Below are 22335 nucleotides of genomic sequence, written 5' to 3'. Positions count from 1 at the left end.
CTGTTCATAAATAACCCTGGGAGGTTAACAGATGAACGAGTTTGAAACGATGAGTTACCATGAGATCAATATGCTTATTGGCGTTATAGTTTTTACGATAGTAATGGCGGCTTTTTTGTTCAAGCTAATGGAACGTTTCAGACAGTGGAACTTCAATAATAATGAACCGCTTGGGTCCGTGAGTGCGATTGTAAAAGCGAAACGTACACGCATAGATGGCGGTTCAAATGATACAACACGCACTGATTATTTTATAACGTTTGAACTGAAAAACGGTGATCGTAAGGAATTCAAAGTAAAGCCTGAAGAGTTCGGAGTCTTAGTTGAAGAAGATAAAGGGACATTGGAATATCAAGGTACCAGATATGTTGGATTTGCACTGAAAAAAGATAGAAGTAAGCTATAGAGAAAAAGGAGTTGTTTCAACATGCAAACAGAACTTGAAAACTATCAAGCAAGTGTTATTAGAGCTTTTTTTGATAAAGAAGGAAAGCTGAAGAATATACCGTCACAAAAAAAGAAAAAGCTTGTTGTATTGGAGCACATTATCAGACAACTTGATGATAATGAGAAGATAAGTGAACCTGAACTTAATCAATTTATTAAAAGATATCACGAAGATTTTTGTACGATTCGAAGAGAATTTATCATCAATGGGTTCATGGAACGTGAATCGGGATCTTACATGAAAAGACCAGAGGATATGTGGGTGAAGTGGCAAGAGTTGAAGTAGTAATTTAAGAAAGTAGTGAGCCCGCAGAACATTGCTGCTTAAACAATATAGTCATGAACGTTTTAGTAGAAGCGGTACATGCATTTATTAAAGGCTATTGTAATACTAATGAATTATCAATTGAACAGGTATGCAGGTCATTGAAGTTTGTATGGTACTTGGAAAGTACATGGTGGATCATCCCTAAAATGAACCATGTGGGTGAACCGGCGAAAAGGTTTGCAAAAGAAATGATCTGGTTAGCCCAAAACATTGTTAGGATGGATTCAATCCTCCTTGGAAAAATGTAGCTGCATAATTTACGTTTTAACAAATCTCTGTAAGGGAACATCCTCATTAGAAGAAAAAGAGGAGTGGTGAAGTGGAGACGAAACAATTATGCTTGCTGACTAAAGAAGATATGACAAATCCGGATCGAGTTCCAGCATGGGTCATTGAAGAATACAAGACCTTTCATGAAACAGTTACTGACAAAACGTTTCCTTGCTATTTTGGTATGTCTGCAGAGAAAAAAGGTGAACTTCGGTATGCTTATATGACGCATGATGACTGGTCCAACTTGCCAGAAGCTATTAAGGAATTCAACAAGCTCTTTGATGCACCAAAGCTCATTCGCCATGGCTTGTTTGTATTTGTAGAACCTGAAAAAGAAGAGAAAGACATCCCTCATTATCGTCAATATTTCTGGGATATCCTCCAATACCTTCACCAAGAAGATGATCAGCCTTGGCCTGAACAAATTCCGAAAGATCCAGATCATCACTTGTTTGCCTTTTCATTTGATAATGAACCCTATTTTGTATTCGGGAATGCCCCAGCATACAAGCAGCGGAAAACACGTGATCTAGGGAACAGCTTAGTACTTGGTTTCCAGCCACGCCGGATTTTTGAGGGATTGGAAGGAACATCCCCAGGCGGAAGCATGTCACGTGAAAAAGTTCGTGAACGCGTAGAGAAGTGGGATAATCTGCCGAAGCATCCGAACATCAGCCATTATGGCGATCCGGAGCATCGAGAATGGAAGCAATACTTCATTGGAGATGATGTTGAACCGATTCAAGGGAAATGTCCGTTTCATCATAAATAAAACAGTTGAGTAAAGAGTACACATCACTGTATGTGTGCACTTTTTTTTGAAGAATTAGAAGGGTTGTTGGGAGAGAAGTAGCGAGCATTGTCAAAAAGAGTCGGTTCGTGCGTATCTGTATAAAAAGTGTGGCATTCATACGAAAATTCATGAGATTATCAATGATTTTTTTGGTATTCTTACTGCTTTTTGTGGATAAAACTTTTTACTGCCAAATTAAATGGATAAATAGCTTTGAAATCGCTATTTATCCTCATTTTTAAACGTTTTTACTAGTTGGGATGTTGTTTGGATCTTTATATTGGCGGATGTTACCGATAAATATCACAATACTAATAACTGTTGCAGTAAAATAAGCCTTGTTAAAGTTAAAACTGTCGATTGAGCTCTTATTGACCCAAACATGATAACAAAGTTTAGTTGCCATAATGACGAAAACCATTACGATCATGAGCATTATATATTGATACAAAGTCTTTTTAGGAACCAAAACCAAACCTCCTAATTTTTTACTAATGAACTTATTCTTCAGTACTATACAAATTCCTTTTTATTGTTTTCTATAAATCCTATATTCATAGTCTCTCCAAGCATTCATAAGCTTTTTAATACGAATTGCCTGCCATGGATTAAACATGGTTTGTCCGTGTTTGTTAAAAGCAATTTCGTTACTTAATACATATGCGGCAAAGAAAAATTTCTATTTGTAAGACCGCAGCAAATTAAAGAATAACAAGAAGTATATTTAATGGTAATTTTATACAAAATAGATAGTAGCCATTCGGGTGGATTCGTCTTCCCGGGTGGTTTTTATTTTGCAGCTTCGGTGTCGAAATTTAGAAAGACTTAATTCCTTACCATTTAAACTTAATTCCTCCCAAAACAGGCTTAATCCAGAAAATTCGCTTCAAATTTATTATCACATTTCGGTCCCGAATGAAGATTTAGTTGATTTTTTTAAAACACTGCGAAAAAACCTGTCTATCGTTTGAGAACGAGTGTGGTTTCATCTTACTTCTACTTGTTTTAGGGAAATCAACAAAGGTTGTTAGAAAGTTTTTAGCCATTTTTGGAAAAAATGAAAATAAACTAATTGAGGGACGTTTACGGTATAGCGATTTAAGGGAAAAGCACATTAGGAACCAAACCAAATGGAGGTTAAAGATGGCTACCGTAATTAAAGGAGAATTTAATCTCATGAACTGTGACAGTGAATACGGACAATTAAAGAAAGTAATCGTCTGTGAACCAAGATTTATGAAAATTGATGAAGTAATTAATGAAACGCAAAGGCATTTTGCGAAAGATAATATTAATATGGAACGTGCAATGGAACAGCATCAACAGTTTGTACAAACACTCAAAGATAACGGTATAGATGTTTATAAACTGCCTCCAAGAGAAAAGTTTCCTGAACAAGTGTTTACAAGAGATATCGGGTTTACGATAGGGGATACAGTATTTGTTTCAAGGATGGGCAGTACCATACGCGACGGGGAAGAAAAAGTTCTTCGCAGCTGGCTGCTTGAACATCAAATCAATCTTTCGCTCATTGAAGGAGACCGCATTGAAGGCGGAGATGTGATCATTCACGGCAGGAGAGTGTATATAGGGGTAAGCGGCCGAACAACAGAAGCGACGATAAAGGAACTGCAAAACCAAATCCCTAACATGGATGTGATCCCAGTTCCATTCAATCCGATCTTTTTGCACCTTGATTGTGTATTCAACATTTTATCTGAAACAGAAGCCCTTGTTTACGCGGATGCGTTTGAAGAGGAGACGCTGAAACTTCTTGCTTCACACTTTCATTTAATTGAAGTAAACAAAAAAGAACAATTTACGATGGGTACGAACGTGCTATCGATTGGAAACAAAAAAATCATAAGCTTACCATGTAATAAAAGTGTGAATGCTGCACTGCGTGAACGAGGATACCAAGTGATTGAAGTAGATATATCAGAAATCATTAAATCGGGCGGATCATTCAGGTGTTGCTCTATGCCTTTATATCGGGAAACGGTTCATTAAATAACAAAAGGTGTCTCTGCCGTAATAGGCAGAAGCACCTTTTTTTACTATATAAAGAATCAAGACGTAGTGATAAGTTTAGGTTGAAAGTATAAGTGCAACAAACATTGACGGAAAACTCTTGGAATCAGTCAAGTTTTCTTTAAATCTTCACTTCAGCAGATACATGTAATGGCAGAACGATTGAAAAAGTTGTCATAATTTCATCGGATGTGCAGCTGATTGTACCTTTATGTTTTTCAATGATTTTTTTACATACAAAAAGTCCTATACCTGTTCCAAGCTCCTTTGTTGTGAAAAAAGGCTCAAAGATAGTTTTCATCGTCTCAGGAGGAATGGCAGGTCCGTTATTTGAGATGTTAATTTGAACATGAGATGCGCTTTGATCCAGCTTGCTATAGATCATGATTCGCCGGTTTTGCTTTTTTTGCCTTAACGCATCTATTGAATTCATGATTAAGTTAATCAAGACTTGTTTCAGTTCATCCTTATGTGCGCGCAGAATGGTTGTTGGATCAATCCGCGGAACTACGTTTACGTCAGCATCTACAAGACTTGGGTACATGAAGTCCAGTATGTCTGAAAATAAATCTTCAAGAGGGAATTCTTCGGCTTCTCTTTCTTGCACTCCTTTTCGTGAGGCATGCAAAAATTGAGAGATGCGAAAGTTAAGCTGAGTCAGTTCATGGCTAATAATATCGATATATTTCAGGTTCGGATTCTCCTGCTGCATCAGTTTCACGAAGCCCATAACAGCTGTGAGCGGATTACGGAATTCATGAACGAAGCTGGATGACATTTGACCAAGAATCGTAAGGCGTTCTTTATGGCTTTGATTAATAAACATTGTTTTTTCTTGGATTTCAGCATCTTTCAGCTGTGTATATTTTTTCACAGCATGATACAAAAATTCATCAAAAAGCGAGTTAATGTTTTCGAGTACAGGCTGTAGATGTTCAATGGATATACGCGACCCAGTAACGAAACGGATAATTTCACTGCGGCCTATATTTACGTTATAAACGAATTCGCCAATATTAATATCTGCTTCAAGCCTTTGGGTTGCCACATCGTGTGCAAGCTGTATGACTTTCTCATGCGATAAGTGACCTTGCAGAGAACGTTTAACTAATTCAAAAATATGTACGGCATTTTCAATCACTTTATCTTTATGTATATCATTGGTGGAAATGATGACTTTATCATACCAGTCATGTAAATAAGTAGGCAGATTTTTATCCATATAAGCAATTAGACTTTCTGTAATGTCCACAACTAGCACCTCTTCCAACAATAAAATCATAGAAAGATAGAACAAATATTGTTATGTAAAAATCGTTCCTACTACATATAGTAATTGATTGCTAATTGAAATGCTATATACAGTTTACAATTTTTTCTTAAAAAAGTGCAAATTTAAGGTAGGTAAATCGAAGGGCAGTACCGAAAAGTATTATTGAACTTCATTACCCATAAATTCTTCGTTATCATTTCTTGCTATCCTTCAATAGTCCGTTAAATTTTCTAACTATTCAAAAAATATTTTGTAATTTCATAATATGAAATTTCGAGATTGTTCCAATCATTTTTTTTCAATATGATAAACGCATACTAAAAAGGAGTGATTTTTTTTAGATGACTTTCTCAAATTGCATATCCGCTTGAGGGGGAGAATTGTTGATATCATCTGTTCAAAAAATGACAAGGATATTAAACTGTTTCACCAAGAATGAACCAGCTCTAGGAAACTTGCAAATTGCAGAAAAACTTCAAATGAACCCAAGTACTGTTCATCATATCGTGAGGACCCTTTGCCAAGAAGGTATATTAATTCAAGACAGTCAAAAAAAATATAGATTAGGATGGAAGCTCCTCGAATGGAGCAACCATGTAATGTACCAGCAGGACATCAATACTGATGCACTTCCTTTATGCGAAGGTTTGGTCAGAAGATTTAATGCAACCGTACATATCGGAATGTTTGATAGCGGGGAAGTACGATTCGTCTTGCGAGTCGCATCTAAAGATTCAGTGCCAGTCCCTACATATATTGGTGATACACTGCCTGCTTATTGTTCGAGTACTGGAAAAGTTTTACTGGCTTTTAATCCCTCACTTATTAAGCCGACGATCGCAAAGGGACTTCTGCAGCGTGCAGACAATACCATTACATGTGTCGAAAAACTGAAAGAAGAAATGAAAACGATTAAGTCTAATGGTTATGCCATAAGTAATAATGAAAACGAGATGGGGCTGTATGGAATTGCAGCACCAATTAAGTCCTATACTGGACAGACGATTGCTGCCTTAAATATGGTAGGTCCTGTAGCATATATGATGGGGCAAAATACACAAAGTATGATTCATCATGTGGTCAAAACTGCAGAGTCTATTTCAAAAGAACTAGGTTTTATCAGCGTTTATTGAAAGCGCTTTCTTTATATTTACTCTGTTAAACATCGTTGTCGAAAAGGCAATGAAAATCTGCCACACTCAGGCTAGAAAAACGGGCTGCCGAGACCCCGCAGGATGCAATACGAGGAGGCATGGGGGAGTGGTTTTTTGACTTCCAGGGATTGTCATCACGATCAATTAACAGAGCTTTTTTATGAAACATTTAAGGAGGTAAGGTGAGTGGGAATTAGAACGGGTGCGCAATACATGGAAGGGTTAAAATCACGGACACCGGAGATTTGGATGGAAGGCAGAAGGGTTACAGATGTTGTAAATGAGCCTGTTTTCAAACAGCCGATCCAAGAAATTGCCAGATTGTATGACATGCAGCACGATCCGCAATATCAGAATGATATTACACACATTTGCGCTGAAACAGGTGAGCGCGTGAACAACTCGTTTTTGCATCCAAAAAGCTTTGAAGAAATGATGGCACGGAGCAAGCTTTTTGAAGTTTATGCTAAAGCTACTTTTGGGCTCATGGGGCGAACGCCGGACTTTTTAAACGTCGTAGTTACAGGTATGGCTCACAACGGGTGGTTCCTTGATCAATACAACCCGGATTGGTCGGTCAATATTAAAAATTACTACAATTATATTAGAGACAACGACTTGTTTTTAACACATGCGATCATAAATCCGCAAAATGACCGCAGTAAGAACTCTCATGGTCAGAAAGATACATTTACACACCTTGGAGCAGTAGAAGAAACCCCTGATGGGTTGATTGTTCGGGGAGCTAAAATGCTGGCGACGCTTGCACCGATTACGGATGAAGTCATTATTTATTCGTTCCCAGGGTTTGCTCCGGGAGATGAGCGATATGCGTTAGCGTTTGCGATCCCGATTGATACTCCCGGACTTAAGCTTCTTTGCCGTGAGCCGATGCAGGACGGGAAACGTTCTTTGTTTGACCATCCATTAGCATCAAGGTTTGAAGAAATGGATGCTCTTCTCGTGTTCAACGATGTACTTGTCCCGTGGGATCGAGTGTTTCTTTATAACAATGTTGAAGCAGCTAACTTCCTTTATCCGAAAACGGGGATCGCTCAGCAGCCCGCACATCAGTCAGGCGTGAGAGGGTATGTAAAACTGGCGTTTGCAACAGAAGTCGCTTGCAAATTAGCCGACTCCATAGGCGTAGATGTATATTTAAATGTTCAGCATGATCTCGGGGAGCTTGTACAAAATGTAGAGGTGATCCGTTCTTTATTACGTGTTGCTGAGTATGAGCATGAAACAACAGCATCAGGTGAAGTGATGCCGAATGGAGCGGCGCTGGAAACTATTCGGGGCATGCTTCCTAAAATGTATCCGAGGGCAATCGAAGTGATCCAGGTTATCGGAGCAGGCGGCCTGCTCATGTCTCCAACAGGTTATGACTTTAACGCGCCTGAAATCAGGGATGATATTGATAAATACTACCTCGGACGTGAAGGTGTTGACTCGCTGGAGCGGGTGAAACTGTTTAAGCTCGCTTGGGATCTTTGCGGTGAAGCTTTTGGACAGCGGCTTCTTCAATACGAACGGTACTATACAGGAGATCCAATTCGCAAAAGAGCGATTTTTTACAATGGCCATAAAAGAAAAGCAAGTTTCTCCATGGTAGATGAGGCACTGTCTGTAACCGAAAATATCGTTGAAACCCAGCCTAAGCTGGTTAAATAAAGGGAGGTAATTAAAATGAGTTCAAGTACAGCAACTTTAAAATCTTTTAACCTATTAAAATTTATTGAAGAAAACAAAGATTTGCTCAAGCCCCCGGTAAATAACAAAGTCATTTGGCAGGATTCAGAGTTTATCGCCATGATCATCAGCGGACCGAATAAAAGACGTGACTTTCACGTTGATCCATCAGATGAGTTTTTTTATCAGATTAAAGGCAGCTGTTATGTAGAAATTATTAACAATCAAGAGAAGCGTGAAGTTGTGGAAGTAAAAGAAGGTGATGTGTTCATGTTGCCTGCAATGGTTCCACATTCTCCACATCGCGTTGCGGATTCGTATGGCCTTGTTATTGAACGTAAACGTGCCCAAGGTGAGCTTGAAGACTTCGTTTGGTTCTGTGACCGCTGTGATTCTGAAATGCACAGAGTAACCGTTCAACTGAACGATATCGAAAAGCAAGTGAAAGAAGCGATCCATAGCTTCAACTCCAATGAACGTGTTCGACTCTGCAAGGACTGTGGCTATCAGATGCCTGAAAATGTGGAGGAATGGAAGTGCTAAGAATCGACTTTCACACGCATATCATTCCAGAGTCATTCCCTGACTTTGCTGAAAAGTATGGTGGTGAGCGTTGGCCCGTTTTAAATCGTACTTGTACGTGTGGAGCATCCATTATGGTTGCCGGGAAAAACTTTAGAGATGTAACAGATCAAGTATGGGATCCGAAAAAACGAATTCTTGATATGGACAGAGAAGTGGTAGACATTCAAGTTCTATCCCCGATTCCTGTAACGTTCTCTTATTGGGCTCCGCCAGAACAGGCAGAAATGATGGCAAAGGTTCAGAACGATTTTATCGCAAAAACAGTAAGTGAGTATCCCAAGCGATTTGCTGGACTAGGAACGGTGCCAATGCAGGATGCAAAGACCGCAATCCGGGAGATGGATCGGTGTATGAATGAACTTGGTCTACATGGAATTGAGATCGGGACAAATGTGAACGGGCAAAATCTTGATCATCCTGATTTTATCGAGTTTTTTGAGATGGCGGAAAAATGGGAAGTGCCTCTGTTTATCCATCCTTGGGAAACGCTTGGACGTGACCGTATGGCAAACCATAATTTCATGTACACAATCGGAATGCCAAGTGAAACGGCTCTTGCTGCCGCTTCTTTAATATGGAGCGGGATGATGGAAAAGTTTCCGAAGCTGAAGATTTGTTTTGCGCATGGCGGTGGTTCTTTTCCGTATTTGATTCCTCGTTTGGATCAGGGTTGGCATGTTTGGCCGCATCTAAGGCTGACGACACATCCGCCGAGTCATTATGTAAAACAATTTTATTTTGATTCGCTGAACTATGATCCGGTAAACATCCGCTATATGATGGAGCGTTTTGGTGCAGACAGGATCTTTATGGGCTCGGATTATCCGTTTTTATTGCGTGAAATCAACCCTGGAAAAGTAATCGATGAAACGCTCGAACTAACGGAGCAACAGCGAAAAGCAATGCTTGGCGGTAATGCTGCAGAATTTTTAAATCTAGAAAAAAGAAAGAGGGGTGCGGCAGTTGCAAGTCATTCAAACACCGGAGTCTAAGCTGCACAGTTTAGGTCTTGTTTTACCTGAAGTGCGCCCTTCTGTCGGCAACTATGTCAGCTGTGTTCGAGTCGGCAATCTGCTTTTTACAGCAGGACAAGGTGTAGATCAGTATCACGGAAAAGTAGGGGTTGATCTGTCGCTAGAAGATGGATACGCAGCATCGAAACAATCGATGCTGAATCTCCTTGCTGTTGTTCAGCACGAACTCGGCAGTTTAAACAAAGTGAAACGAATTGTAAAATTGCTAGGTTTTGTAAACTGTACAGAAGATTTTATTGATCAGCCGAAAGTCATCAATGGAGCTTCAGATCTGCTCGTTGAGATTTTTGGTGAAAAAGGAAAGCATGCCCGTTCCGCTGTTGGCATGGCTCAGCTTCCAGGAGGCACAGCGATCGAGATCGAAATGATCGTGGAGATTGACGAAGAGAAGGAGGACTAGCACAAGTGAACTCCGAAACCGTGACACAATTAGTTAAAGTGAAAAACACAAAATTATTTATAGATGGTGAATATACGGACGCACTATCAGGGGATACGTTTGAATCGATTAATCCTGCTACAAATGAGAGATTGGCGTTCGTCGCAAATGGAAGTGAAGCCGATGCAAAAAGAGCGATACAATCTGCTAAAAAAGCATTTGACAGCGGTGTCTGGAGCAGGATGCCTATAGAAGAACGCTCAGACATTTTATGCCGAATGGCTGATCTTATTATGGAAAACGTGGATGAACTCGCAATGGTTGAAACACTTGATGTCGGAAAACCCATTAAAGAGAGCCGGGGATTCGATATCCCCAGAGCAGCATCAAATTTTCGATTCTTTGCAGAGATGTCCAAGTACATGGTGAGTGAGCATTACGATAAGCACAACATTATGTCTTATGCAAAATACAGTCCCGCAGGCGTAACGAGCTTGATCATCCCATGGAATCTTCCGTTCATGCAGATGACATGGAAAGCCTCAGCGGCACTCGCAGCTGGGAATACGGTTGTTGTAAAACCAGCTTCCTATACGCCTCTTTCTGCAGTTATGTTTGGAGAAATCGCAAATCAAGCAGGACTTCCGCCTGGGGTGTTAAACATCATAACCGGGCCAGGGAATTCAATGGGTGCTGCGATGACGACCGATCCTAATGTTCGCCGTATTTCTTTTGTCGGTGAATCGGCAACAGGGAAAACAATCATGAAGAACGCTGCCGAGAACCTCATTCCCGTGTCTCTTGAGTTAGGCGGCAAATCAGCCAACATTGTGTTTGAAGATGCTGATCTAGATGAAGCGGTAAAGGGCTCGATCGATGCGATCTACCGCAACCAAGGGGAAATCTGTTTAGCAGGTTCACGATTACTTTTACAAGAAAGCATCTATGATCAGTTTTTAGAGAAGTTTACAGCTGCAGTGAAAAAGATTAAAGTCGGCGATCCAACATTAAAAGATACCGATATGGGTGCCCTCGTTTCGAAGAGTCATCTTGAAACAGTAGAATCGTATGTTGAGATTGGTTTGAAAGAAGGAGCCAAACTTGCTTGCGGCGGTAAACGTGTGGCAGGTCTTGAAAAAGGAAACTTCTATGAACCTACTGTTTTGTATGATGTGAACAATAAGTGGCGTGTCGCACAGGAAGAAATCTTTGGACCGGTGCTCGTCGTGATTCCTTTTAAAACAGAAGAAGAAGCGATTCAGATAGCGAACGATTCACAGTATGGTTTAGCCGGAGTCGTTTGGACGAACGATATCAGGAGAGCTCAGCGTGTTTCGGCAGCAGTAGATTCCGGATTATTATGGATTAACTGCTGGTATATTCGTGATTTGCGCACACCGTTTGGCGGTTCAAAAGCAAGCGGAATCGGCAGAGAAGGCGGAAGGCATAGCTTTGAATTCTATTCAGAAGCGAAAACAATAACGATGAAGTTATAAATAGAAATAGGTAAAACGTGATTGGTATCCAGTCGCGTTTTGTACGTTGAAGAGAGACGGGAGGATTTATTTATGCTGCAATTGGTTTCAAAGTTAACAGCGGAGCTTTTGGAAGCTGAACAAAACGTGGCTCCCATCGCACCATTAACAACACGATATCCTGAGTTGTCTGTAAAAGATTCGTACCGCATTCAGCTGGAATGGGTTGATAGAAAGCTTGAAGAAGGACGAGTTGTAATTGGAAAAAAGGTTGGTCTTACGAGTAAAGCGATGCAGGATATGCTAGGCGTAAATGAACCGGATTACGGGCATCTTCTTGATTACATGAAGTTGTCTTCTGGAGCGGTGTTGTCGAGAAAAGATTTTATCAAACCAAAAGTAGAAGCGGAAATTGGATTTATTTTAAAAGAAGATCTGAGAGGTCCAAATGTAACATTTGTTGATGTTCTCATGGCTACTGAAGCGGTTGTTCCGGCACTTGAAGTCATCGACAGCAGAATAGAAGATTGGAAGATTCGTCTTGTGGATACAGTGGCAGACAATGGTTCTTCGGCACGTGCGGTAGTGGGTGAACCTTTTTATGATCTAGAGAAAATAGATTTGCGTACGTTAAGTATGGCATTAATGAAAAATCAGGAACTGTCCTCAACGGGTGCGGGTGCAGCGGCACTAGGACATCCAGCTCATGCCATTGCATGGCTAGCTAACAAACTAGCAGACTACAACTTGTCTTTGAAAGCAGGAGAGCTTATTTTGCCTGGAGCTCTATCAGCCGCCATTGACGTAGATGCTGGTGATGAAGTAACAGCGTCTTTCGGTAAATTAGGTTCAGTTTCCATCTCGTTTTGTGATTAAACTTCTGTAAAGAAAGGACCTATCAACGTGAAAAAGATAAAAGCTGCCATTATCGGTTCTGGGAATATTGGAACAGATCTAATGTACAAGCTTCAAAAGAGTGAATGCCTTGAACTGACAGCGATGATCGGAATTGACACAGATTCGGATGGACTGAGACGGGCTAATGCATCCGGATATCGTGTGTTTACAAATGGAATCGATGATTTAGTTGAACGTCCGGAGCTTGCCGATATTGTATTTGATGCCACTTCTGCAAAAGCGCATAAAAGACATGCTGCCATTTTAAAAGATATGGGGAAAATGGTAATTGATTTAACACCAGCGGGGATTGGTCCCTTCGTATGTCCGCCTGTTAATTTAGGTAAACACTTGGATTCAGCAAACATCAATATGATTACTTGCGGGGGACAGGCAACCATTCCGATCGTTAATGCCATAAACAAAGTGGCTGATGTTACATATGGAGAGATTGTGGCCACGATTTCATCAAAGAGTGCAGGTCCGGGAACCCGTGCAAATATTGATGAATTTACGATTACAACGCGCCGCGGCATTGAGGAAGTTGGAGGGGCAGATCTTGGCAAAGCGATTATTATTTTAAATCCAGCAGACCCGCCGATCTTGATGAGAGCTGTCATTTATTGCGAAGTGAAAATGCCAAATGAAGTTTTAATCAGGGAGTCTATCACGGAGATGCAACAAAGAGTCCAGCATTATGTTCCGGGTTATCGGTTAAAGCAAGAACCGCTGTTTGATGGAAACCGAATCACGGTATTTGTTGAGGTAGAAGGAGCAGGAGATTATTTTCCTGAGTATGCCGGGAACTTGGACATCATGACTGCAGCTGCAAAGCAAGCAGGAGAAATGATCGCTAAACATCTTTTAGGACAGGATCAACAAGTTAAAAAGGCGGTGGTCTCTCTTGAAACGAAATAGCACTTTACCTTTGCAGTTTACAGAAGTTTGTTTGCGCGATGGCAGTCATGTGATGGCTCATCAATTCACAAAAAAGCAAGTATATGATGCAGCCAAAGCTCTTGATCAAGCGGGTATGCATTATATTGAGGTCAGTCATGGGGATGGCTTAGGGGGTTCAACCATACAGTACGGGAGATCACTTGTTGATGAGATGAAACTGATTGAAACCGCAGCTGCAGCATGCAAACATGCAAAAATTGCTGTGCTTCTCATACCAGGGATTGGAACGGTACACGAGTTGAAGCAAGCCCGTGAATTAGGTGCAAGCCTGGTGCGGGTCGCGACACATGTAACGGAAGCGGATGTATCACAGCAGCATATTTACATGGCGCGTGAACTTGGCATGGAAGTAATGGGTTTTCTTATGATGGCTCACTCAGCACCAGTCGAGAAACTCGTTGAACAAGCTAAATTAATGGAATCATACGGGGCACAAGGTGTGTATGTAACAGATTCAGCAGGTGCGTTATTGCCTCATGAAGTGAAAGAGAGAATTTCCGCCTTGAGGAATTCACTCGATATCGAAGTTGGCTTCCATGCGCATAATAACCTTTCTGTAGCAGTGGCAAATACACTTGTTGCCATTGAAGAAGGAGCGACACGTATTGACGGCAGTGTCCGCTGTTTAGGTGCAGGTGCCGGGAACACACAAACAGAAGTACTCCTTGCCGTATTAGATCGAATGGGTATAGACACAGGAATTGACCTTTATAAAATGATGGATCTCGCAGAAGACATCATCGGACCAATGCTGCCAAGTTCACAGGAAATCAAAAAAGGAAGTCTGGCGATGGGATATGCAGGCGTATACTCTAGCTTTCTTTTGCATGCTGAACGAGCGGGTAAAAGGTTTGGATTGGATCCGCGGGATATATTGATGGAACTAGGTCGAAGAAAAGCGGTCGGCGGGCAGGAAGACCTTATTATAGAAGTAGCGGCAGAACTGGCAAAACAGTCAAAATTGGAGGTATAAAAGATGACAGTTACAAACCGGTCAGATATCGAATATGTTGACTATCTGCTTCGAGCAGAACATGAAGTAAAAGAAGTGGTGAAAATTACGGATCAGTATCCTGAATTAACGATTGATGAAGCTTATTCGATTCAGAAAAAGCTCATCGAAAAACGTATGGAGAAAACCGGTTCAAAACGACTTGGCATTAAACTCGGGTTGACGAGTAAAGCGAAGCAGCAAATGATGGGTGTACACGAAGCCATTTACGGTTATTTGCTTAGTGATATGCTGGCGTATGAGTGGGAACCATTGCAGCAGCACAGACTTATTCATCCTAAAGCAGAACCAGAGATTGCTTTTATTATGGGTGAAGATTTAGAGGGCGAACACGTAACGGCTGATGATGTGATGAAAGCAGCCAAATATGTCGTTGCTGCGATCGAGGTAATCGACAGCCGTTACAAAGATTTTCGTTTTACATTAGCTGATGTTGTAGCCGATAACTGTTCTTCTGCCAAACTAATCTTAGGGAGCAAGATGGTTAAACCAGAAGAGCTGGATTTGGCAGAGATCGGGATGGTTATGAGTAAAAATGGCGAGATCGTGACAACAGGTGCGGGGTCCGCTGTTTTAGGACACCCCGCTGAAGCTGTTGCATGGGCAGTGCAAAAGCTGGCAATGCGTAATGAAGGACTGAAAAAAGGAGATGTTGTCCTAAGCGGAGCGCTCTCAGAAGCAATCGCATTCGATATGGACGACACAATCGTTGCTCAGTTTGATGGTTTAGGTTCTGTAACCCTGTCTTCGAGATATGTGAAATAGGAGAACGATAGATGCCGATTATACATGTGCATGTGATTGAAGGAAGAACAGACGAACAGCTGAGTGCCTTAATGGAAAGCCTCTCTGCGGCGGCTGCAGAAAGTTTGGATGTGAAAAAAGAACAAGTCCGGGTGCTGATTCAAGAAGTTCCGAATAAGCATTGGGGAGTTGGCGGGAAGCCAAAAGAAAAGAGCTGAGTTGATCAGCTCTTTTTTGTATAATGGAAAAAATCTCGGTTGATTTTACAATAATTTACGAGTTTCTACTTCGGTTGAAATGAACCTACAAACCTACTTAGATACAAACAACCCTGTTGCTTTTGTAATTGGAATATAGCCGCCTTTTTTTTCTTTTAGATCTTCCAGGTACTGTTTGAAACTTTCTAGTTTATCACCAGATAATACCTCGTTTACTTCCGTATCTGTTGAGTGAAGATACTCAATAATGGCTTCTGTTTCCGTAATTTGAAGATCACCTGGAAATGGAATTAATTTCACAAAAGAAAACTCACTCTTTAATTGTTGTCCGCCATTTTCCATTCCAAATGCTTGTGCATGTGAATAGGCGGAAGAATAGTCTAAATTCGAATCAAAATTTGCTAGTATCTCACCGAACTCTTTCAAATGATCTTGTCCGATTGTAGATGAATAAAACAAGCCCCCTGGCTTTAGAACTCTTTTAATCTCTGATAAAGCTTGAGTGCGATCAGGTACATGATAAAGCATGTGATTCGCAATGATAATGTCGAAGCTATCGGCTTCAAAAGAAATCTCTTGCACATTGATTTGCTGAAAGCTCATATTTGGCACGTCTTCTAAATTGTTTTGAGCATCTTGCAGCATACCTGGAGAGAAGTCGGAAAGGGTAATGTTCCAGTCAGCGGGAATACGTGCTTTATTTTTTACCCAAAAAGCACCGCTGCCGCAGCCTAATTCTAATATTTTGCTGTTGGGCTGGATTTTATATTGATCAAACAGCCACTCATGCCAATCTGTTTTGTTCGTGCTGTATTGTTCATGAATCCGAATGCGAATATCTAAATTAGAAGCATTTTTATATTGTTTGATGACGTTTTCCATGAAATGATGAGCCTCCTATTAAAACGAAATCTAGTTTATTATTGGTCTTTCTTTTGTGGAAAGCAGATCTTCCAAAAATATTTTATGGTCCAGAAATAAATCGTTTGGTAAATGATCTAATGGGAAAAATTCATTTTCAAGAGATTCTTCGTTTTGTTGCACTAATGTTCCTTCATAATCGCGGCAAGTAAAAACGATATGTACCATTGCCACTTGATCGCCATTTTCAAATGTTTTTTCATAATCTGAACCAGAATAAATGCCGAAAAGTTCAAGCTTTTTTAACACTAATCCTGTTTCTTCATACACTTCTCGTCTGGCAGTATCTTGTACGGTTTCATTAAAATCCATAAAACCACCTGGCAAACCCCAATGACCGTTATCTGACCTCTTTTGTAAAAGTATGCGGTTTTGTTGATCAAATACAAGAGCCCCCGCAACAACCATAATCACTTTTTCCTTACCAACCAAAGATCGTAAGTGTTTTATGTAATCCATACTTTTCTCCCTTTAAGTTTTTATCAGACTTAATTCGCTTTAATTAGACAACCTTCCTTCCTTTATTTACAAGAAATGTGAATAATACAACCTCATTTTGACATAGAAGTTAACGTTAGTGACTTTGAGGAGGGAGCTTGATGATAAAGAGGTTCAACAGGCTGGCGATCGCTTTGCCAATGCCGACTAACCCTGATGCCAACGCCGCAGCTGCAGTTCAGGAATTGTTGGGCGGACGCTTTGGAGAGATGTCGACGCTTAATAACTATATGTATCAGTCTTTTAACTTTCGAAAAAAAGGAAAGCTAAAGCCGTTTTTTGATTTAGTGTCCAGTATTACTGCAGAAGAGTTTGGGCATGTGGAACTTGTAGCAAATACGATTAACTTGATGATTTACGGTACCACTCAACCAGGTGATGTAAACGACACACCGATGGCAGCAGCAACGGACAAACGGAACACGTATCATTTTATTTCTACTGCCCAAACTGCGTTTCCATTCGATTCGATGGGGAAATCTTGGAGTGGTGATAATGTTTTCTGCAGCGGAAATTTACTTCTCGATCTCCTTCATAACTTTTTCTTAGAGTGTGGAGCAAGAACACATAAAATGAGAGTTTACGAGATGACATCGAATCCTGTTGCACGTGAGATGATAGGCTATCTTCTTGTTCGCGGAGGTGTTCACGTTTTGGCTTATGCGAAAGCAATTGAGATGGTAACAGGTGTGGATATGAAGAAAATGATCCCTATTCCGAATTTGGATAACTCAGCGTTTGAAACAACCAGAAAGTTTGAAGCAGAAGGGATCAACCGTAAGCTGTATACGTTTAGTGATACGGATTACCGCGATATCGCATGGATATGGGCAGGTCAGCATCCAACAGACGGAGGACCTCTGGAAGTCGTGATTGGCGCACCCGAGGGTGGTCCAATGCCAGAATTACGATCTATTCCAGAAGAATTTGCACCGGGAATCTCACAGGAAGATTTTATGGAAATTGCTAAAAGACTCCAGAAGAATGCAGGGATGATTTAAAAACCGGTGTAGCTCAGCCGGTTTTTTGTGTTAAGATTTATATGTTTATTTAGTGGTTTAAAAATGAAGGGAAGTCTTCTGACATGACATATAAACAAATTAAATGGCTGATTCTGCTTTTGCCAACTCTTTGTGTGGCAGTTTGGGAATATGCACGGCATACATTTTTAATGCCTTATATTTCGATGGATACAGGGAACTGGCTATCGGCTTTAATCGTTTTTATTGTAACTTTTTACTTTCTAAAAATTCTTTTTGGAAGACTTGAAAAAATGCAGCGTGAACTTCAAAAAGAAAGGTCTGAAAAAGCAGTCTTGGAAGAAAGAGAAAAAATTGCAAAAGAACTGCATGATGGTATTGCACAGTCCTTATTTTTCCTATCTGTTCAGGTAAATAAATTAAACAGCAATGAAAATCATCCGCAGTATAAAAAATTGAAAAAAACATTACAGCACATTCATGATGATACGAGACAGGCTATTCAAAATCTGCGTACTTCAACTGTTGTGCCAGAAATAAATTGGACAAGCTCTTTGTATCAATTTTTCGATGAAATTGAAATGACTCATTCCTTTACCATTCACAGAGATTGGAATTTAAGAGATGACGAATTGACGGTAAAGGAAAAAATTGAACTCTCTGCTTGCATAAAAGAAGCGATTATCAATGCAGTTAAGCATGCTGAAACTAATGAAGTTTGGGTAAGTGCACAACACTCTGATTCTGGGTGGACATGCAATATAACTGACAATGGAAAAGGTTTCGTTCTAAACAAAGATAATGATGGATTCGGTTTAAAAATTCTTCAGGACAGAGTTTCTTCTATGGGCTGGGAATTAGGAATGCAGAGTGAATCAGGAAAAACAAATGTATCAGTTGTGAAGGAGGAACCTGCATGAAACAGCCAATCCGGTTATTGATCGTCGATGATCACCTGCTTGCGCGTGAGGGTATAAAAGAGATCCTTGAAGGTGAAAAAGAGTTTGTAATTGCAGGTGAGGCAACAAATGGGATACAAGCGATTGAACTGACAAAGAAACTCCTTCCTGATCTGATTTTAATGGATATTTCAATGCCAAAGATGGACGGTTTTGAAGCGACAAAAGAAATCAAACAGTTGTTTCCTAACATCAAAATCGTAATGATGACGGTGTCCTATGATATTACAGACTGGTTTGAAGCATTAAAGCGGGGTGCTCAAGGGTACTTATTGAAAAACTTGAACACGGAAGATTTGCTGAATGGATTGAAAGCTTATTCGCTGGATGAAATTCCAATGTCAAAAGAGATGGCATTTCGAATCTGGAAGGAGTTCAAGCGAGACGATAAAGGAGAACAAAAACTTTCAGTAAGAGAACAAGATGTCCTTCAGCTTGTGGCAAAGGGACATTCAAATAAAGAAATATCAAATATCCTGGGGATATCTGAGAATACGGTTAAAACGCATATGAAAAATATTCTTGGAAAACTTCATTTAGAAAACCGGGTTCAGCTCGCAAACTATGCTTTTACGAATGGAATTGTATAAATCAATAGGGATAGGTGTGTCATTAATTTGACACACTTTTTTATTATTTAATCACCCTTTTGAGTGATTTAACATTTTGAATCTTTGTTTATACTCTTTTTATTGATTAAGAAAAAGGAGTTTTGATTTATGCAATCCTATGCAGAACAACTGCCAGAACGGGATGAAGTTTCGAGTAAGAAAACGAATAGCTTGTATCAAACTTTTTGGCGCTGGCACTTTTATGGCGGAATTATTTTTGCTCCCTTTTTAATATTGCTAGCGATCAGCGGAGCTCTTTACCTGTATCAAAGTGAAATTGAAACCACGATTTACAAAGACAAACTAGTTGTTCAACAGGGTGAAAATGCGCTGCCGCTTTCACAGCAAGTAGATGCAGTAAAGAAAGTGTATCCAGACGCAGAAGTTACTTCGATACGTCTTCCAAAAGAAAAAACGAGAGCAACTTTAGTGAAAATAACGAAAGATGATCTTGTAACCCAAGTGTATGTGAACCCTTACTCGGGGAAAATAACAGGAACAATTTTGGATGAAAAGCATTTTAAGAATGCGATTACAAAGCTTCACAGTGAGTGGATTGTTGGAGGCACTTTTGTTAACAGGCTTGTGGAGCTTGCTGCCTGCTGGACGATCATTATTTTATTAACGGGTTTGTATATTTGGTGGCCAAGAAAACGTGCTTCGATAATGGGAGTGTTGATTCCAAGGTTCAGTACAAAGGGAAGAATCTTTTGGCGCGATATGCATGCTGTGCCTGCTTTCTGGCTGTCTTTCATGATTTTAGTATTAATCCTAACAGGCTTGCCATGGTCAGGTGTAATAGGAGAAAATTTGAATAAGCTTGCAACTTCTGCCAAAGCCGGATATCCGGAGTATGCTTGGGCAGCGCCAAAAGCAGAAAAGACGACCGATCAAATTGCAGAAGATATACCTTGGGCAACAGAAAATGTCCCAGTCCCTGCGTCTAAAAAGGAAAATGGATCGTTGTCTGTTGATCAAATCGAGTATTTGGCACAAAAATATAAAATACAAAAACCATATACGATATCAAATCCCATTGGAGAAGCTGGCGTATTTACAGTAGCTTCTTCAAGAGATAAACCGGAAAATGAGGCAACCGTGTACTTTAATCAATACAACGGTGACATTGTTGAAGATATAAGGTTTAGTGATTATGGCTGGATGGCCAAGGCGATTTCAATCGGTGTCGCTGTGCACGAAGGTCATTACTTTGGCTTGGCTAATCAAATTTTGGGAACCATTGCTGCACTTGGTCTTGTGGGAATTGTCATCATGTCACTTATTATGTGGAGAAAAAGAAAGCCTTCTGGCAAACTAGGTGCACCGAGAAAAGCGGATAAAAAAATAAAACCTATTTTCTTAGTCCTGATGGTCATTACAGGTGTTTTAATGCCGTTAGCAGGAATCTCGTTTATTCTTGTGTATGTGCTGGATCGATTTGTGATTCCTAAGATCAAGCCGTTACACGCTTGGTTGTCGTAACGTTTAATATTTAATAGAGGTGAGTAATTTTGAAGAAAATCATTTTACTAATATGTCTGTCCCTTTCGTTGGTGCTGTCTGCATGCGGAGGGGGGGCACATGAGAACCACGAAAATCATAAAAATCATGAAAGCCACGAGCAGCAAGGCGGTAAAGATGAAGCGTCTCAGTCATTAGACTGGGACGTTCAGTCGTTTTCTTATAAAGAGCAAAATGGTGAGGATTTCAGCTCTGAAAATTTAAAGGGAAAAGTGTGGCTTGCAGACTTTATCTTTACAAATTGTGAAACAGTCTGTCCTCCAATGACTGCTCATGTAGCTAAACTGCAGCGGATGGCAAAAGATAAAAACGTGAATGTTGATTTTGTTTCTTTTTCGATTGATCCAAAGCGTGATGATGCAAAAGCTTTGACAGCATTTGGTGAAAATTATGATGCTGATTTTTCAAATTGGCATTTTGTTAGCGGCTACGAACAAAAAGAGATTGAGCATTTTGCAAAAGATTCATTTAAAACTCCGATTATCGCAGACCCGAAATCAGATCAGTTCATGCACGCTACTGCTTTCTTCTTAGTGAATAAAGAAGGCAAAGTTACATACCGGTATGAGGGAGTCGAGGATACACCGTTTGAAAAGATTATTAAAGATGCTAAGAAATTGAGTGCAGAGTGAAATGAACTGGTAATAGCAGCAGGAATGATGTAAACAGACTTAAGGAAATCCTTAAAAACGAAAAAATATTTAAATTGTAAGGGGACAGTCCTGGGACTGTCCCCTTTTTCACTACTCTATTTGTTCACACAATAGTAAGGGTTCTGAAGGCACTTTCTATTTGATTTGTGGTAAAACTGTTAGTAGATACGTAATATTGGAGGTAATCTTAGATGAACCCGATAAAAACACTAAAAACGGTTGGCTATCTAGAAGGATTGTCATTCCTTATTCTGCTTGGAATTGCGATGCCGATGAAATACTTCATGGACATGCCGCTGGCGGTTACGGTTGTAGGTTCGCTGCATGGTCTGTTATTCGTACTTTACATTCTTTCGATTTTGTATGTTTGGAATGTTAAAAAGTGGCCACTAATGCGCACGTTCCTTGCTATGGTTTCATCAGTTATCCCGTTCGGGCCGTTTATTTTTGACAGAAAGTTTTTAAAAGATTAAAAGATTAAAAGAGGATGTCCGTTTGCGGACATTCTTTTCCTATTTTAGGGGGAGTGTATTCCCCAGGTGTACATCAAAAGCAGAAGTATATCTTTTTGTTTGATAGATTTTAATTTTTGTTTGATTGAGGTTAATTTTTGTTTGATAGACCCCGATTTTTGTTCGATAATACACTTTATCACTTCAGTGTGTTTTTCTCACATGGAAAGTGCCTCTCCTACAAGCAAAATACCAACAAATTTTGCTCGAATTTACTTTTATTTGGTCATCATCCCCCACTTTTATTAAGTTATTGTTTGGTTTGTTTTAATTTTCTTTTTTTCGGCTAATTATACTTTAATATATTTTTTAAATGGTGTTGCTTTAAAGAGCAATTGGCATGATGGACGAAAATAGTCAATATATATATCAAAGCGGCGCAAAC

25 protein-coding genes are annotated in these 22335 nt (G+C 40.0%); 21 read left to right on the top strand and 4 right to left on the bottom strand.

Going from position 1 to position 22335, the window contains the following annotated elements; translation table 11 throughout:
* The first annotated feature begins 31 nt into the window (after positions 1–31).
* The 3 genes from RGB74_RS15245 (at position 32) to RGB74_RS15235 (ending at position 1820) form a co-directional block, all read left to right on the top strand.
* On the top strand, positions 32–406 hold the full coding sequence (locus tag RGB74_RS15245) for a DUF2500 domain-containing protein (RefSeq protein WP_310760153.1): 375 nt from the start codon (positions 32–34) through the stop codon (positions 404–406).
* A gap of 21 nt (positions 407–427) precedes the next feature.
* On the top strand, positions 428–733 hold the full coding sequence (locus tag RGB74_RS15240; RefSeq protein ID WP_310760152.1) for a DUF2087 domain-containing protein: 306 nt from the start codon (positions 428–430) through the stop codon (positions 731–733).
* Between the two features lie 400 nt (positions 734–1133).
* A complete protein-coding gene (locus tag RGB74_RS15235; protein ID WP_310762897.1) occupies positions 1134–1820 on the top strand; it encodes a YqcI/YcgG family protein in 687 nt (228 codons plus the stop codon).
* Between the two features lie 259 nt (positions 1821–2079).
* Here RGB74_RS15235 and RGB74_RS15230 read toward each other — a convergent pair whose 3' ends face one another.
* Positions 2080–2310: a hypothetical protein gene (locus RGB74_RS15230; protein WP_310760151.1), complete on the bottom strand. Its 231-nt coding sequence runs from the start codon at positions 2308–2310 to the stop codon at positions 2080–2082.
* A gap of 674 nt (positions 2311–2984) precedes the next feature.
* Between RGB74_RS15230 and RGB74_RS15225 the strand changes: the two genes are divergently transcribed.
* The gene (locus tag RGB74_RS15225) at positions 2985–3851 is read left to right on the top strand and encodes a dimethylarginine dimethylaminohydrolase family protein (RefSeq protein ID WP_310760150.1); all 867 of its coding nucleotides are present in this window, start codon (positions 2985–2987) and stop codon (positions 3849–3851) included.
* Between the two features lie 142 nt (positions 3852–3993).
* Here the strand turns inward: RGB74_RS15225 and RGB74_RS15220 are convergent, their stop codons facing one another.
* Positions 3994–5124: a histidine kinase N-terminal domain-containing protein gene (locus RGB74_RS15220; protein ID WP_310760149.1), complete on the bottom strand. Its 1131-nt coding sequence runs from the start codon at positions 5122–5124 to the stop codon at positions 3994–3996.
* 404 nt (positions 5125–5528) lie between these two features.
* Here RGB74_RS15220 and RGB74_RS15215 point away from each other — a divergent pair, with 404 nt between their 5' ends.
* From RGB74_RS15215 to RGB74_RS15165, 11 genes are all read left to right on the top strand, one after another.
* Complete coding sequence (locus tag RGB74_RS15215) at positions 5529–6278, top strand: IclR family transcriptional regulator (protein ID WP_310760148.1); 750 nt, start codon at positions 5529–5531, stop codon at positions 6276–6278.
* Between the two features lie 207 nt (positions 6279–6485).
* On the top strand, positions 6486–7973 hold the full coding sequence (locus RGB74_RS15210) for a 4-hydroxyphenylacetate 3-hydroxylase family protein (protein WP_310760147.1): 1488 nt from the start codon (positions 6486–6488) through the stop codon (positions 7971–7973).
* 15 nt (positions 7974–7988) lie between these two features.
* A complete protein-coding gene (locus RGB74_RS15205) occupies positions 7989–8534 on the top strand; it encodes a 3-hydroxyanthranilate 3,4-dioxygenase (RefSeq protein WP_310760146.1) in 546 nt (181 codons plus the stop codon).
* Positions 8522–9568 carry an amidohydrolase family protein gene (locus tag RGB74_RS15200; RefSeq protein WP_310760145.1) on the top strand — a complete coding sequence of 349 codons (1047 nt, stop codon included), beginning with the start codon at positions 8522–8524 and terminating at the stop codon, positions 9566–9568. The genes RGB74_RS15205 and RGB74_RS15200 overlap by 13 nt, the downstream gene beginning before the upstream one ends.
* Positions 9540–10010 (top strand): RidA family protein, encoded by a 471-nt coding sequence (locus tag RGB74_RS15195; protein WP_310760144.1) that lies wholly within the window; start codon positions 9540–9542, stop codon positions 10008–10010. The genes RGB74_RS15200 and RGB74_RS15195 overlap by 29 nt, the downstream gene beginning before the upstream one ends.
* A 5-nt stretch (positions 10011–10015) precedes the next feature.
* Entirely contained in the window at positions 10016–11485 is a 1470-nt protein-coding gene (locus RGB74_RS15190; protein WP_310760143.1) for an aldehyde dehydrogenase, read from the top strand.
* A 72-nt stretch (positions 11486–11557) separates the two neighbouring features.
* On the top strand, positions 11558–12340 hold the full coding sequence (locus RGB74_RS15185; protein WP_310760142.1) for a 2-keto-4-pentenoate hydratase: 783 nt from the start codon (positions 11558–11560) through the stop codon (positions 12338–12340).
* Between the two features lie 27 nt (positions 12341–12367).
* On the top strand, positions 12368–13279 hold the full coding sequence (locus tag RGB74_RS15180) for an acetaldehyde dehydrogenase (acetylating) (RefSeq protein ID WP_310760141.1): 912 nt from the start codon (positions 12368–12370) through the stop codon (positions 13277–13279).
* Complete coding sequence (gene dmpG, locus RGB74_RS15175; RefSeq protein WP_310760140.1) at positions 13266–14294, top strand: 4-hydroxy-2-oxovalerate aldolase; 1029 nt, start codon at positions 13266–13268, stop codon at positions 14292–14294. Before RGB74_RS15180 ends, dmpG begins: the two co-directional genes overlap by 14 nt.
* A 3-nt stretch (positions 14295–14297) precedes the next feature.
* Positions 14298–15098, top strand: coding sequence for a 2-keto-4-pentenoate hydratase (locus RGB74_RS15170; protein ID WP_310760139.1), 801 nt, complete (start codon positions 14298–14300; stop codon positions 15096–15098).
* An 11-nt stretch (positions 15099–15109) separates the two neighbouring features.
* Positions 15110–15295, top strand: coding sequence for a 4-oxalocrotonate tautomerase (locus RGB74_RS15165; protein ID WP_310760138.1), 186 nt, complete (start codon positions 15110–15112; stop codon positions 15293–15295).
* 93 nt (positions 15296–15388) lie between these two features.
* On the opposite strand, the gene RGB74_RS15160 is transcribed toward RGB74_RS15165, so the two are convergent.
* Entirely contained in the window at positions 15389–16177 is a 789-nt protein-coding gene (locus RGB74_RS15160) for a class I SAM-dependent methyltransferase (RefSeq protein WP_310760137.1), read from the bottom strand.
* 30 nt (positions 16178–16207) lie between these two features.
* Positions 16208–16675: an NUDIX hydrolase gene (locus RGB74_RS15155; RefSeq protein WP_310760136.1), complete on the bottom strand. Its 468-nt coding sequence runs from the start codon at positions 16673–16675 to the stop codon at positions 16208–16210.
* A 140-nt stretch (positions 16676–16815) separates the two neighbouring features.
* Here RGB74_RS15155 and RGB74_RS15150 point away from each other — a divergent pair, with 140 nt between their 5' ends.
* The 6 genes from RGB74_RS15150 (at position 16816) to RGB74_RS15125 (ending at position 21911) form a co-directional block, all read left to right on the top strand.
* Positions 16816–17715 carry a manganese catalase family protein gene (locus RGB74_RS15150; RefSeq protein WP_310760135.1) on the top strand — a complete coding sequence of 300 codons (900 nt, stop codon included), beginning with the start codon at positions 16816–16818 and terminating at the stop codon, positions 17713–17715.
* Between the two features lie 83 nt (positions 17716–17798).
* Entirely contained in the window at positions 17799–18614 is an 816-nt protein-coding gene (locus RGB74_RS15145; protein ID WP_310760134.1) for a sensor histidine kinase, read from the top strand.
* A complete protein-coding gene (locus RGB74_RS15140; RefSeq protein ID WP_310760133.1) occupies positions 18611–19243 on the top strand; it encodes a response regulator in 633 nt (210 codons plus the stop codon). The genes RGB74_RS15145 and RGB74_RS15140 overlap by 4 nt, the downstream gene beginning before the upstream one ends.
* 129 nt (positions 19244–19372) lie before the next feature.
* The gene (locus tag RGB74_RS15135) at positions 19373–20746 is read left to right on the top strand and encodes a PepSY-associated TM helix domain-containing protein (RefSeq protein WP_310760132.1); all 1374 of its coding nucleotides are present in this window, start codon (positions 19373–19375) and stop codon (positions 20744–20746) included.
* Between the two features lie 29 nt (positions 20747–20775).
* Positions 20776–21417, top strand: coding sequence for an SCO family protein (locus RGB74_RS15130; protein ID WP_310760131.1), 642 nt, complete (start codon positions 20776–20778; stop codon positions 21415–21417).
* A gap of 212 nt (positions 21418–21629) precedes the next feature.
* Positions 21630–21911, top strand: a complete 282-nt coding sequence (locus RGB74_RS15125) for a DUF3817 domain-containing protein (protein WP_310760130.1) — start codon at positions 21630–21632, stop codon at positions 21909–21911.
* Positions 21912–22335: the final 424 nt, after the last annotated feature.

Source organism: Bacillus sp. NEB1478, from assembly GCF_031582965.1.
GTDB lineage: Bacteria > Bacillota > Bacilli > Bacillales > Fictibacillaceae > Fictibacillus.
This window is presented reverse-complemented; position numbering and strand designations above follow the sequence as displayed.

Coding starts and splice junctions, on each gene's coding strand:
- RGB74_RS15245 (WP_310760153.1), top strand. CDS start 32: ATGAACGAGTTTGAAACGATGAGTTACCATGAGATCAATATGCTTATT.
- RGB74_RS15240 (WP_310760152.1), top strand. CDS start 428: ATGCAAACAGAACTTGAAAACTATCAAGCAAGTGTTATTAGAGCTTTT.
- RGB74_RS15235 (WP_310762897.1), top strand. CDS start 1,134: ATGACAAATCCGGATCGAGTTCCAGCATGGGTCATTGAAGAATACAAG.
- RGB74_RS15225 (WP_310760150.1), top strand. CDS start 2,985: ATGGCTACCGTAATTAAAGGAGAATTTAATCTCATGAACTGTGACAGT.
- RGB74_RS15205 (WP_310760146.1), top strand. CDS start 7,989: ATGAGTTCAAGTACAGCAACTTTAAAATCTTTTAACCTATTAAAATTT.
- RGB74_RS15200 (WP_310760145.1), top strand. CDS start 8,522: ATGGAAGTGCTAAGAATCGACTTTCACACGCATATCATTCCAGAGTCA.
- RGB74_RS15185 (WP_310760142.1), top strand. CDS start 11,558: ATGCTGCAATTGGTTTCAAAGTTAACAGCGGAGCTTTTGGAAGCTGAA.
- RGB74_RS15170 (WP_310760139.1), top strand. CDS start 14,298: ATGACAGTTACAAACCGGTCAGATATCGAATATGTTGACTATCTGCTT.
- RGB74_RS15165 (WP_310760138.1), top strand. CDS start 15,110: ATGCCGATTATACATGTGCATGTGATTGAAGGAAGAACAGACGAACAG.
- RGB74_RS15160 (WP_310760137.1), bottom strand. CDS start 16,177: ATGGAAAACGTCATCAAACAATATAAAAATGCTTCTAATTTAGATATT.
- RGB74_RS15155 (WP_310760136.1), bottom strand. CDS start 16,675: ATGGATTACATAAAACACTTACGATCTTTGGTTGGTAAGGAAAAAGTG.
- RGB74_RS15150 (WP_310760135.1), top strand. CDS start 16,816: ATGATAAAGAGGTTCAACAGGCTGGCGATCGCTTTGCCAATGCCGACT.
- RGB74_RS15145 (WP_310760134.1), top strand. CDS start 17,799: ATGACATATAAACAAATTAAATGGCTGATTCTGCTTTTGCCAACTCTT.
- RGB74_RS15140 (WP_310760133.1), top strand. CDS start 18,611: ATGAAACAGCCAATCCGGTTATTGATCGTCGATGATCACCTGCTTGCG.
- RGB74_RS15135 (WP_310760132.1), top strand. CDS start 19,373: ATGCAATCCTATGCAGAACAACTGCCAGAACGGGATGAAGTTTCGAGT.
- RGB74_RS15125 (WP_310760130.1), top strand. CDS start 21,630: ATGAACCCGATAAAAACACTAAAAACGGTTGGCTATCTAGAAGGATTG.